Annotated in this window: 14 protein-coding genes; 11 read left to right on the top strand and 3 right to left on the bottom strand. The window is 31.2% G+C overall.

What is annotated here, in order from left to right; translation table 11 throughout:
- Positions 1-284: 284 nt before the first annotated feature.
- A complete protein-coding gene (locus tag ACYUJ6_RS05545; protein ID WP_461844845.1) occupies positions 285-2,174 on the bottom strand; it encodes a cell wall-binding repeat-containing protein in 1,890 nt (629 codons plus the stop codon).
- Positions 2,175-2,407: 233 nt separating this feature from the next.
- Here ACYUJ6_RS05545 and ACYUJ6_RS05550 point away from each other — a divergent pair, with 233 nt between their 5' ends.
- The 6 genes from ACYUJ6_RS05550 to ACYUJ6_RS05575 all read left to right on the top strand — a co-directional run bounded on the left by ACYUJ6_RS05550 (position 2,408) and on the right by ACYUJ6_RS05575 (position 5,472).
- Entirely contained in the window at positions 2,408-3,292 is an 885-nt protein-coding gene (locus ACYUJ6_RS05550; RefSeq protein ID WP_461844846.1) for a DUF4351 domain-containing protein, read from the top strand.
- Positions 3,293-3,364: 72 nt separating this feature from the next.
- Entirely contained in the window at positions 3,365-3,766 is a 402-nt protein-coding gene (gene mntA / locus ACYUJ6_RS05555) for a type VII toxin-antitoxin system MntA family adenylyltransferase antitoxin (protein ID WP_461845450.1), read from the top strand.
- On the top strand, positions 3,759-4,169 hold the full coding sequence (gene hepT, locus ACYUJ6_RS05560; RefSeq protein WP_461844847.1) for a type VII toxin-antitoxin system HepT family RNase toxin: 411 nt from the start codon (positions 3,759-3,761) through the stop codon (positions 4,167-4,169). Before mntA ends, hepT begins: the two co-directional genes overlap by 8 nt.
- Positions 4,170-4,287: 118 nt before the next feature.
- The gene (locus tag ACYUJ6_RS05565) at positions 4,288-4,605 is read left to right on the top strand and encodes a nucleotidyltransferase family protein (RefSeq protein ID WP_461844848.1); all 318 of its coding nucleotides are present in this window, start codon (positions 4,288-4,290) and stop codon (positions 4,603-4,605) included.
- Positions 4,592-4,990, top strand: coding sequence for a nucleotidyltransferase substrate binding protein (locus ACYUJ6_RS05570; RefSeq protein WP_461844849.1), 399 nt, complete (start codon positions 4,592-4,594; stop codon positions 4,988-4,990). The genes ACYUJ6_RS05565 and ACYUJ6_RS05570 overlap by 14 nt, the downstream gene beginning before the upstream one ends.
- 119 nt (positions 4,991-5,109) lie before the next feature.
- Positions 5,110-5,472 (top strand): DUF4351 domain-containing protein, encoded by a 363-nt coding sequence (locus ACYUJ6_RS05575; protein ID WP_461844850.1) that lies wholly within the window; start codon positions 5,110-5,112, stop codon positions 5,470-5,472.
- Between the two features lie 349 nt (positions 5,473-5,821).
- On the opposite strand, the gene ACYUJ6_RS05580 is transcribed toward ACYUJ6_RS05575, so the two are convergent.
- Both ACYUJ6_RS05580 and ACYUJ6_RS05585 read right to left on the bottom strand, forming a co-directional pair.
- A complete protein-coding gene (locus ACYUJ6_RS05580) occupies positions 5,822-6,688 on the bottom strand; it encodes a DNRLRE domain-containing protein (RefSeq protein WP_461844851.1) in 867 nt (288 codons plus the stop codon).
- Positions 6,689-6,760: 72 nt separating this feature from the next.
- Positions 6,761-7,060, bottom strand: a complete 300-nt coding sequence (locus ACYUJ6_RS05585; RefSeq protein ID WP_461844852.1) for a hypothetical protein — start codon at positions 7,058-7,060, stop codon at positions 6,761-6,763.
- A gap of 348 nt (positions 7,061-7,408) precedes the next feature.
- Between ACYUJ6_RS05585 and ACYUJ6_RS05590 the strand changes: the two genes are divergently transcribed.
- The 5 genes from ACYUJ6_RS05590 (at position 7,409) to panB (ending at position 11,769) form a co-directional block, all read left to right on the top strand.
- Complete coding sequence (locus tag ACYUJ6_RS05590) at positions 7,409-7,864, top strand: Panacea domain-containing protein (protein WP_461844853.1); 456 nt, start codon at positions 7,409-7,411, stop codon at positions 7,862-7,864.
- Positions 7,865-8,249: 385 nt separating this feature from the next.
- A complete protein-coding gene (locus ACYUJ6_RS05595; protein WP_461844854.1) occupies positions 8,250-9,089 on the top strand; it encodes a DNA adenine methylase in 840 nt (279 codons plus the stop codon).
- Positions 9,090-9,199: 110 nt separating this feature from the next.
- Positions 9,200-9,373, top strand: a complete 174-nt coding sequence (locus tag ACYUJ6_RS05600) for a hypothetical protein (RefSeq protein WP_461844855.1) — start codon at positions 9,200-9,202, stop codon at positions 9,371-9,373.
- Positions 9,374-9,915: 542 nt separating this feature from the next.
- Positions 9,916-10,695 (top strand): type III pantothenate kinase, encoded by a 780-nt coding sequence (locus ACYUJ6_RS05605; RefSeq protein ID WP_461844856.1) that lies wholly within the window; start codon positions 9,916-9,918, stop codon positions 10,693-10,695.
- A gap of 252 nt (positions 10,696-10,947) precedes the next feature.
- Positions 10,948-11,769, top strand: a complete 822-nt coding sequence (panB, locus tag ACYUJ6_RS05610) for a 3-methyl-2-oxobutanoate hydroxymethyltransferase (protein WP_461844857.1) — start codon at positions 10,948-10,950, stop codon at positions 11,767-11,769.
- The last annotated feature ends 23 nt before the right edge of the window (positions 11,770-11,792 follow it).

Below are 11,792 nucleotides of genomic sequence, written 5' to 3' on the forward strand. Positions count from 1 at the left end.
TATTAATTATAAGATAACTAGTGATGATACTGTTCATTTTAAAGAAAAATTTGCGCCATATAAATTTTTACTGTGACTTTGACCAGTAAAATAGTTTTCTAATGAAAACAGACATGTGAGCACAATTATGGTTCATTTTTTCAACTAATACAGATTAGAGTGGCAGATAGTAAAAGTAGTTGAATCAAATGGCTATGGAGAAAACCCCCATAGCCATTTAATTGTTTGATAGAAACTATTTCCACCTTCTAAAAAATTATTTTCATAATGATAATGGTGAAATTTTAAGCATCAATTTTTACTTTTAATACCTGACTGTTTTTATAAAAGTAAATCCAACCAGGAACAGCAAACAAATAATCAGTTGCTTTATCAGAAATTTTTATTATATTACTGCCATCTAGATTCATCCTATAGAGTCCATCATTACTTTTACCTTCCTCATTAAAAGACATAAGCGTATAATATATATAGTCATTAAATACATTTATACTGTAAATTGCATTATTAGTATAATGAAATGCAGCCAATAAAGTGTATTCACTTCCATCATTTTTTATCTTATGAATACCATTGGAATCACTGTAATAAATCCAATTGTCTACAGGTTGAAACCTTGACAAATTATCTTCTTTAATTATCTTTACATCACTTCCATCAAGATTTGCCATTATAAATTCAGGCCTATTAGGAGGAGAAGCAGATATTTTGGTAATATTCATATATACGCGACCATCTTTTATGCAGAAGGGATAACCGTGGCCTACGATATAGGGACCTTCTATATCTAAATTCACATGTTCTTCCCTGGTCCCATCTGTTTTTGTTCTACAAAAATAATATATACCATCTTCATTTCCTGAATCTTTATAGTAATATATCCAATCATCATAGACAAGTATATTATAGGGAGCATTATTGCTGATTTTGATTTTATTGCTACCATTTAAGTCAGATTCATAAATTCCTTTGTCATTAGAAAAATTTTTTACATAGTAAACATTGTTCCCAATTACATTTAAGCTTTTGGCTGAGGTTTCAGCAACTTTTTTATCTAGTGTATTATCCGCACTTAACTGATGATATGTATCATCTTGTGGATTGTAGTAATATGTGTTGCCATTATTGTAGGAAACTAATGATCCATTGATTATATTACCAGTAAAGTCCAGTTCTTTTGTTGTAAGTTGTTTTACAACATCATCGGATATCACAGCTGTTCCACCTAAAATTATCACATTGCTTGTACTGGAATCTTTTCTACAGACATTGTAAACAAGACTTTTTGTTGCACTATTTGGAGAAGTTGGAGTTAGAACTATGAAAGAGGAATCTTTTCCGGCAAGAGCTGCACCGGACAGTGAATCCGGAAAGTTTTCTCCTGAAGCTACATAAATTTTATTTATATCGCCGCTGTTGAAGTGATTTATAATATTTAAATTTGTTTCATATCTATCTATTCCCCAAATTCTTTCTGGTGAAGGATAATTTTTAGCAACATTTTCACTGATGACTCCGGAGCCGCCAATTATATAAGTTTTTATAATACTATTTTTATTTAGAAAGTCTTTACTATTAGCCGAAAAGGTATATTTATCAGTCAATAAGATTGGCATATCTTTTTGAGCTGCAATGGGAGCAACTGATATGGAATCAGCAAAACCTAAACCGGATGTAACTACAATCTCCTTGCTCATATTAAAATTGGAGTACATATAATTGGCCACCGCCATGGAAGTTTCATACCTTGTGATTCCAGATAACCTTACAATATTTACATTGGTTTCTCTCTTTAAAGTATCTTCAACATTTTCCGAGATACTTCCTTCGCCGCCAATGATAAATAGGTTTTCCACATTCAACTGAATTATTTTATTGATTATTTCATTGCTTATTTCTGATTTTGTTGTTAAGAGAACTGGTGCGGACAGCTTCTTGGCCAATGGAACAGAGCACAGTGCATCAGGATAATCTTCACCACTAGTTAGTACAAGATTTTTTGATGTTTCCCATCCGGAATTTAATATTTCCATGCTTGTTTTATATCTGTCATTTCCATAAATCCGAGTAGTTTTAGATGAAGCTAAAACTATATTAATTGGAAGGCATGCAGATGAAATGCCTAGTATTAAAAAGCATAGTATACAGCTTAAAAGTTTAGTCATTTTTAGCATTCTAATGAAATCCCCTTTATAAATTATTTGAACTGTAAAATTGACAGTTAACAGTATATTAACATTTTATTTAAAGTATTTAAATATGGAACATAAGGATTAAGTGGGATATAGTGGAGTCACACAAAAGACTTTGGGGGTGATGAGCAAATTAAGAACAAATGTTTGAATAAGCCAATCCTTTTATGACCATAATAAAAATATAAATTTTGTTATGGAAAGGGATGAGTGATATGGATTATAATAAAGTAGAGGATGCAGTGCTGAAAAGGGCAATGGAGATATTTCAGCAGAGTGCCGTGAGTTTCTTCAATATAGGTACTAGGATAATAGCACCAGCTGAGACGGAGATAAAAAATATAGAGATAAAGACAGGATACATGGATTATTTATTTTATACAGAAGATGGATTATACCTGCATTTTGAATTTCAGACCACTGACAAAAAAGATGATATCAAGAGATTCCTTTATTATGATGCTTCTCTTTTTTACAGGGAAAAGAGAAAGGTGAGAACTATTGTAGTTTATTCCTCAGACATAGAAGATGTGGAGGAATATATAGATGCAGGAACTATAAAGTACAGAATAGAACCCTTTTATATGAAAAATATGAATGGTGATGAAAGACTGAAATATCTTAAAAACAAAATATATAACAGAGAAAAACTTAATTATAATGACATATTATCCATGACATTTCTGCCACTTATGAGCGGCAGCGGGAACAGGGGTGAGAGGGCAGTTAAAAGTATAGAGCTGGCAAAGAGCATAGGAGATAATGAAACTAAATTGGAATGTACCAGCATGCTCTATGCACTGCTTGATAAATTCGGAGATGAAACAAGTAAGAAAAAATTAAAGGAGATGATAACTATGACTGAGATAGGGAGAATGATAAGGGATGAAGGCAGAGATGAGGGCAGAAAAGAAGGTAAAAAAGAAGGTAAAAAAGAAGGTAAATCGGAACTTATTATTAAACAGTTGATAAAGAAATTCAAGAAATTGCCTGATGGTTACGCCTACAAAATAAACAATTTACCGGATGAAACTTTGGATGTTATAGCCACGGATATATTTGATATGGATAAGGTGGAAGAACTGGAAAGGTATTTTTAATTGAAGAAACAAACTTGAAAATAATAATGAAACTTATAGAAGATAATCAAAGGAGATGTGAGTTTGTTGAATATGAGTCAGGAGAATGTAAATAAAATAGTGAAGCTTTTAAATGACAAGGTTAAGCCATATTTAATTTACATTTTTGGATCGAGTGTAAATGGAATTTATAGAGAAAACAGTGATATAGATATAGCTTTTGGCAGTGATAATAAATTTACGCCTTATGAAGTTTTTATGTTGGCTCAAAAACTTGCAGATATATTGAAAAGAGATGTGGATTTAGTTGATTTAAATAAAGCATCTACTGTATTTAAAGTTCAAATAATAGCTAATGGAAGCTGTGTATATTGTAATAATGATATTAGAAGAGCATATTTTGAAATGTATGCATTTAAGGATTATGCTACTTTAAATGAAGAGAGGGAAATAATATTAAATGACATAAAAAAAAGGGGACAAATATATGAATGATGTTGTTTTGAATAAAATATTTGTTATTGAAAGATGTATAAAAAGAATTAAAGAGGAATATGCTGATAACCCTGAAAATTTAAAAAACTATACAAAGCAGGATTCCATAATTTTAAATATTCAAAGGGCATGTGAAGCTTCTATAGATTTAGCAATGCATATAGTTTCCGAAAGAAAACTTGGGATTCCTCAAAACAGCAGAGATGCATTTGAAGTATTGTTTAATAATGAAATAATAGATGAAAAACTTATGAAAGAATTGAAATCTATGGTTGGATTTAGAAATATAGCAGTACATGATTATCAGACTGTAAATCTGTCTATAGTGAAGGCAATAATTGAAAAGCACATATATGATTTGAAAAGATTCGCAGAACATATGCTTCAATTTTACAGTAATTAGAACTGATAAAAAACATAGAAGACAGCCAGACAAAGCTTGATTGCATAAGTATGCTGTATGCACTTTTAAGCAAATTTGGAGATGAAATAGGTAGGAGAAAATTAAGTGAGGTGATTCTTTGAAACTTGAAGAAAAATTGGGGATAAAAAAAGAATTGTTAATACAAATTCAAGGCATATTTTCGAAATCTAAAGGTGTAGAGCGGGCAGTTATTTTTGGTTCAAGGGCAAGAGGGGATTACAAGTATAATTCTGATATAGACATAGCTGTTTCAGGAAGTAATATGACATTTAGAGATTTTAATTTTATTTGTGATGAATTAAATGAACTGAATACAGCTTTTACTTTTGATTTATTAAATATGAAAGATATATCAAAAAAAGAATTGAAAAATAATATAGAGAAAGAGGGAATTGAAATTTATGCTGCCAGATAGAGTTATAGAGAGATTTAGAGACTTTAAAAAAGCTTTTTTTAGGTTGAAAGAAGCAAGTGAATTGGAAGATAACAGTGATATTTTAGTTGATGCAGTTATACAGAGATTTGAATTTACATTTGAACTTAGCTGGAAATTCATGAAATCCTATCTGGAATATGAGGGTATAGAAGGTGCTGCAAGTCCAAGAAGTGCTATAAGGTTGGCATTTAAACAGGGACTTATTACAGATGGGGATGATTGGATAACTATGATGCTTGATAGAAATAGAACTTCTCATGTGTATGATGAAAAACTTGCATTGGAAATATTCAATAATATAAAAACTCGTCATATAAAATTGCTGAATATGCTTGTGGTAAAATTTGAAACAATTTCAGGTTAGAATATTTTGAAAAACCCATTAACCATGGAAAAGGTAAAATGCATGATATTGTTGAGATAGAAAATGAATAAAGTATGGTCTGATGAAGCAATGTAAAAAATCCACTTTATGCAGTGATAATGGATGTACTCGCAAAAGTGGATCCCGATGAAATATTGGAGGTGTATAAAGATATGGGAATGCCGAAAATAAGTGAAAGCAGCATGGAATTTTTGCTGAATATGATGAAAAAATTTGAAATTGATAAAAAGCTTAAACAGGAAGGTAAAGAAGAAGGTAGAGAAGAAGGTAGAGAAGAAGAAAGAGAAAATGGCAGGAAAGAAAAGGCAGAAGTGCTTATTGAGCAGTTGAGAAAAAAGTTCAATGGATTGCCAGAGAATTATGAAGATAGAATAGAAACTCTTTCTAATGACAAAATTAAAGCCATTGGTGTGAATATATTTGACATAGAAAAGATAAAGGATTTGGAGAGATATTTTTAGAAATTCAGTTAAGGGTTAATAGTGAAAAGTGGGAATGAGTACAGATTCGTGTAAAACCAAATCTATACTCATTACTTTTGTATAATGAAAGTAATGAGTATAATTTTAGTAGGCAAAGGTAGTAATAATTACTGGTTAAAATAATAAAGGAGATACAAAAAGGTATCTCCCATGTACATAAAAATCCATTATAATATAAGTTGACAAGACTATATGAAATGGGTGAGATTATGTACGATTATTTTATGCAAATCCAAGCTGGATAACTGATTCAGAAAATTCATAAGTCTCTAAGAAATAAGGAATAAGTACGGATTTCATTTTTACGCTAATTTCCGTACTTATTTATTTAAGAATCCTTGTAGGAACCATAAACATTGGACCCGGTTACAGTATCACCAGGAGCAAGTGGTGGTACTACAGGAATTGAATATGTTTTGTTTATGTTAAGAGGTTTACAAGATGGATTCACGTATTCATCTGAAACATAATATTTGTCTATTGTGCCACTACTTCGAGTTACAATTACTTCTATCATTGCCACAAAGGTGGAGCGGCTGGCAACTGTTCCTGTTACTGTAACCTCTACAAGACTTGAATCTGGAGGAGTTGGAGAAGTGCCTGTATTGCAGTTGTTAATTATTTGTAGTGCCAGATGAAAGTTACAATTACAGTAAGATTTTTTGTTTTCAGGTGGCAGGGTGCACTTTTTATGTTTGGCGTTTATAGTTATAAATGGGACCATCTGCTGTTCCTTTGCAAGTTCTGATCCGAAACTTGCCATACAATTATTCCATATATTATAGATTATTATACCTTTGTTAGATGAGATATTTTCGACCCATGAAGAAACTATATGTGTTATATCTATGATAATTGCTGCCTTTGATGTCATTGGACAGAACTTGGCCTGGCTAAAATTATTGAATGAGGGAATTCTTGAATAGGTGGTGTATATACTGAAATAATCATATATTGGAGAGATTGTAAATTCCACATTTTTGTTATTGTGAAAACCATCACATTTAAATAGTGTTAATTCAGCCTTGTCTACTGTAATATTATTTGGTAATAAAGCAATGTTGAAATAAAGTAAACTATAATATTCAAACTGACCGTCACATCCTACTGATAACTTGTAACTATGAATATTGCCATTTGAAATTTTATCTGTCACTGTAAGGCTGTTACTTGCTGGAATCATAAATGAATACAAATATATCACCCCAAATTAAATAATATAATAGATGACCAAAAGCATTTTCATGCTCTGGCCATCTGGTTTATATTATGCTTCAACTATTTGAGCTTCTAAAGCTCCATAGCTAGTTAATGTTACGGTTTCAGTTGCTTCTAATTTTGGAACTATAGCAAGATTTACAGTATCATTAACTGCTAGTACAGCTGTGCCTGATGAATTGTCATAAACATTTGATATAGAGAAGTATTGATGACTAGAGTCGGCTCTGAGAACGTCTAATTGGATAGCCTCAACGTAGGTTGAACCTACAGGTACAGTTCCAGTTATATTAACCACTTGTCCAGAAGCTGTTTGTGGTGTATCAAAATCCACTGATAATGCAGCCATATATTATGCACTTCCTTTGTCTTTATTTATTATAGATATAATCTTCTGTCCAATAATTATAATATTCGGCACTCGTAAAATTGATACTATCCTTTAAAAACGTAAAAATATGTGAGATGATAATAATCAACAAAATAAAAGTAATATTAAAAAATATATTTTAATATCTGTTAGAAAATATAAAATCATATTTGATATACTTATTTGGTTCAAGTGTGAATGGAATATTTAGAAGAGATAGTGATATTGAACAAAATATCTGTTATTGAAAGATGTATAAATGCTGTATGCACTTTTAAGCAAATTTGGAGATGAAATAGGTAGGAGAAAATTAAGTGGGGTGATTCTTTGAAACTTGAAGAAAAATTGGGGATAAAAAAGTTATTATATTACGCACAAGGATTCTATTATGCGTTAAAAGGTGAATTTTTATTTACAGAAGATTGTGAAGCATGGGTGCATGGTCCAGTATATAATAAAATTTATCTGCGATATAAGGCATTTGGATATGATCCTATAAAAAGTGAATGCATTTATAATTTATCAGAAGAAAAACTTTCAGTATTAGACGGAATACTAAAGGCTTTTGGCTGCTATAACGGAAAGGTATTGGAAAAGTTTACTCATTCTGAAATGCCTTGGAATAAAGCTAGAGTTGGCAAAAAGGATACTGAACTTTCAAATGAAATAATCAGTAAGGATTCTATAGCTGAATATTTTACTAATATCGTTAAAAAATATAGTATCTCTAATGTATATGATATAGATATATATAGTTCCACACTTAAAGATAAAGTCCTGTAGTTTTAATATAAATAAATAAATTAAAATATGGTGGAGGTGCATTTCATGGTAAAAATAAAAAAATAGTCACAGTTAAATCTTATCCTAAATTAGATGGTACAAAAGTAAAATCCTATAGAAGATCTACGCCTAATTAATAAATATAAGGGCCTATATAGCTAGCATGACGGGTTTATTTATTATTTTAGAAGAACAGACTCTTGATAAAATCGCTGATAAAATCTTAAAGTTGATGATAGAGAATTATGAAATAAGGTAGTATTATGCAGAATAGAAATATACAGATAACTTGACATATGATGTATAATAAAAATCGTATATAGTGTTTTCAGGAAGACTTTCTTGACAAAAAATGCACAATGTTCTATGGATTGGAGCTAATGATATGAAATATAACAAATTGGCTTCCCCAATACTTAAATGGGTTGGCGGGAAAAGACAATTGCTGCCTGAAATAAGAAAGTACATACCTAAGAAGATATGGACTTATTATGAGCCATTCCTGGGCGGTGGTGCGGTATTATTTGATATACAACCGCAAAAAGCTATTGTGAACGATGTAAATAGTGAGTTGATAAATCTATATCAAGTTGTAAAAGATGATGTAGAAGCATTGATAAAGGATCTTGCAAAACATAAAAATGACGCAGATTATTTTTATGAAGTAAGGTCATGGGACAGAGACCCAAATGTCTATGGAAAACTAACAAATATTGAACGTGCTTCAAGAATACATTACTTGAATAAGACTTGTTATAATGGACTATTTAGAGTTAATCAGGCAGGGCAGTTTAACTCACCTTTTGGAAGATATAAAAATCCGAATATCAAAAATCCAATTACTTTAAGAGCGGTAAGTAAATATTTCAATGAAGCCAATATTGAGTTTAGAAATACTGACTTTGAAGAAGCGGTAAAGGGAATTGGAAAAGGCGCTTTTGTTTATTTTGACCCACCTTATGATCCTGTTTCAGATAGTTCGAACTTTACAGGGTATGCCAAAGGTGGTTTTGATAGAGAAGAGCAAATAAGGCTGAAAAAATTGTGTGATAAGCTGAATGAAAGAGGATTGAAATTTCTTCTTTCAAATGCTTCAACTGATTTTATTCTTGACCTGTATAAAGACTACAGAATTGAAATCATAAAAGCTAAAAGAGCTATTAATTCGAATAGTGATGCTCGTGGAGAAATAGATGAAGTATTGGTGAGAAATTATGATTGGTAAATCTAAAACCCTCAATGATAAAGTTTGGGAAAAGATGTTTTAAAAGTATAATATATGTATGATATTTCAGGGGATAATGAATATCGTTTAATGTATTTGGGAATAAAAAGATGAGTTCTACATTGAGTAGGATTCATCTTTTTGGTTTAAATGCTGGAAATTTGTATGTATTACAGATAAAGCACTTGAAGTCAGTGATTATTTCCAGGGAAGTTAAAAGCATAGAACTGGCACAGGGTATAGGGGACAATGGGACAAAATTGGAATTACAACAGGCTCCATGAATATGCGTGAGTGTTGTGCTAAAAATAATCTTTAAATAGAAACTGTAGACAATGGTATATATTATATAAAAAACACGGACATGGAAACGCTGGTGGACCATGAATAAATTCTGAACAGAAATATAAATTTTGTTATGGAAAGGGATAGGTGATATGGATTATAATAAAGTATAAGGTGCAGTGCTGAAAAGGACAATGAAACAAAACTGAAATATACCGGTATGTTTTATTCACTTCTCCATAAATTCGAAGATGAAATAAACAGAAAATTTCAATTTATATTTAAGGGTGTAGAAACTATAGACAGCTGTATGGCTATTCAGCATATAGAAAAAGAATCAACTAATATGTAATCCCCAATTGACTAAATGCATTAAAAAGCAGAAACAAATTAGTATTTTTAAAGGCAGTGGTTATAGCTGTTATTTTAATCTGTACCATAATAAAGAAGGTTTAGAAAGAGCTATTGCTTTTTGGAAAAGGGTGGTTTGTATGTGGAATAAATCTGAATGCAAATATTTTATATAAAGGTGGAGAGATATATGATATTGGTAATAGATGTTGGAAACACTAATATAGTTTTTGGTGTATTTTCGGAAAAGGAACTGATTGCAGATTGGAGACTTTCTATGAGCAGTGACAAAACATCAGATGAATATGCTGTAATTATTCAGAAACTTTTTTTATATAACAATCTTGAATTATCAGAAATTGAAGGTGTGATAATTTCATCAGTTGTACCAGATGTTATGTATTCCCTTGAGCATATGGTTAAAAAATGTTTTGAAATTAAACCCATAATAGTAAAACACGGGATTAAAACGGGATTAAACATAAAATATGATAACCCTAGGGAAATGGGAGCAGATAGAATTGTTAATGCAGTGGCTGGCATTGAAAAATACAAGAGATCACTTATAATTATTGATTTCGGAACTGCAACTACATTTTGTGCAATTACCATGTCGGCTGATCATCTTGGGGGTGTAATAGTTCCGGGAATAAAGATTTCACTGGAGGCACTTGTGTCAAGAACGGCCAAGCTTCCTAAAGTTGAGCTTTTAAAAACTAACAGGATAATATGCAGGAATACTGTAAATAGTATTCAGGCAGGTCTGGTATATGGATATGTAGGACAAGTAGAATGTATAATTGCTAAAATGAAAAAGGAAATGATATATATGGGTGAGGAAGAACCATTAGTTGTTGCTACAGGTGGATTATCGAAATTAATTTCGGATGAAACTTCTTATATTGATGTAATTGATCCAATTTTAACATTAGAGGGACTTAGAATATTGTATTATAAAAATAAAATATAGGTATCTTTATTAAAATTATATTTATTGCTTATTATAACCATTGGAATTAAGAACAATGGTTTTTTTATACATAAAATTTTGATGCTGCAGTACTGATAAATCTAAAGATTAATTATAATTTAAAGAATATATGAAAACAAAAAATATAAAATACAGGAAGGGATTTTAAAATATATGTAGAATAAATTATTATAAGAGAAAATAGAATTTAATTCTGCAATATGGAATTAGAATAATATTGGAGGGTTTAAAATGAAAAGAAAAATGACTACCCTGGATTTTCAGAAATACAAGGATGAAGGTAAAAGGTTTACTTATGTTACAGCGTATGATTATACAATAGCTTCTATTGTAAATGACAGTGATTGTGAAGTAATTCTTGTAGGGGATTCTCTTGCAATGGTTATGATGGGCTATTCAAGTACTGCAGGTGTAACTATGGAAGAAATGATTCATCATATTAAAACTGTTGTTAAAGGTGCTCCTAATACTTTTATTGTAGGTGATATGCCTTTTGGTTCCTATAATGTCAGCTGTGAACAGGCTATAATGAATGCAAACCGTTTAATAAAAGAAACCGGTTGTGATTGTATAAAACTAGAAGGCGGAGTAGAAATGTCAGATAAAGTTGAATCAATTGTGAAAGCCGGAATACCTGTGATGGGGCATATCGGATTGACACCACAAACATGCAGTCAATTAGGTGGCTTTAGAGTTCAGGGAGGTACGCCTAAAAGTGCTGCAAAGTTAATTGAAGATGCTGGAAGGATTCAGGAAGCAGGCGCTTTTGCCATAGTAGTGGAATGTGTTCCTAGTTGTGTAGCTAAAGTTTTAACTAAAGAGATAAAGGTTCCAATTCTTGGTATAGGGGCAGGGCCTGATGTTGACTGTCAGGTATTGGTTACTCAAGATTTGCTGGGAATGTATGGTGATTTTAAACCAAAATTTGTGAAGCAGTTTGCACATATCAGAAAGGAAATGGCAGAAGGTCTTAATAAATTTCATAAAGAAAGCTTTCAGGGAAGTTTTCCATCACCTGAATTTAGTTTTAATGTAAAGGTGGAAGGGTATTAGGTATATTTTCCTGTAAACAGTAA

The sequence above is a fragment of the Clostridium sp. JNZ X4-2 genome, assembly GCF_054889485.1.

What these genes read in the sequence shown, in the direction of transcription:
- ACYUJ6_RS05545 (WP_461844845.1), bottom strand. Translation starts at nt 2,174, where the DNA reads ATGCTAAAAATGACTAAACTTTTAAGCTGTATACTATGCTTTTTAATA.
- ACYUJ6_RS05550 (WP_461844846.1), top strand. Translation starts at nt 2,408, where the DNA reads ATGGATTATAATAAAGTAGAGGATGCAGTGCTGAAAAGGGCAATGGAG.
- mntA (WP_461845450.1), top strand. Translation starts at nt 3,365, where the DNA reads ATGAGTCAGGAGAATGTAAATAAAATAGTGAAGCTTTTAAATGACAAG.
- hepT (WP_461844847.1), top strand. Translation starts at nt 3,759, where the DNA reads ATGAATGATGTTGTTTTGAATAAAATATTTGTTATTGAAAGATGTATA.
- ACYUJ6_RS05570 (WP_461844849.1), top strand. Translation starts at nt 4,592, where the DNA reads ATGCTGCCAGATAGAGTTATAGAGAGATTTAGAGACTTTAAAAAAGCT.
- ACYUJ6_RS05575 (WP_461844850.1), top strand. Translation starts at nt 5,110, where the DNA reads ATGGATGTACTCGCAAAAGTGGATCCCGATGAAATATTGGAGGTGTAT.
- ACYUJ6_RS05585 (WP_461844852.1), bottom strand. Translation starts at nt 7,060, where the DNA reads ATGGCTGCATTATCAGTGGATTTTGATACACCACAAACAGCTTCTGGA.
- ACYUJ6_RS05595 (WP_461844854.1), top strand. Translation starts at nt 8,250, where the DNA reads ATGAAATATAACAAATTGGCTTCCCCAATACTTAAATGGGTTGGCGGG.
- ACYUJ6_RS05600 (WP_461844855.1), top strand. Translation starts at nt 9,200, where the DNA reads ATGAGTTCTACATTGAGTAGGATTCATCTTTTTGGTTTAAATGCTGGA.
- ACYUJ6_RS05605 (WP_461844856.1), top strand. Translation starts at nt 9,916, where the DNA reads ATGATATTGGTAATAGATGTTGGAAACACTAATATAGTTTTTGGTGTA.
- panB (WP_461844857.1), top strand. Translation starts at nt 10,948, where the DNA reads ATGAAAAGAAAAATGACTACCCTGGATTTTCAGAAATACAAGGATGAA.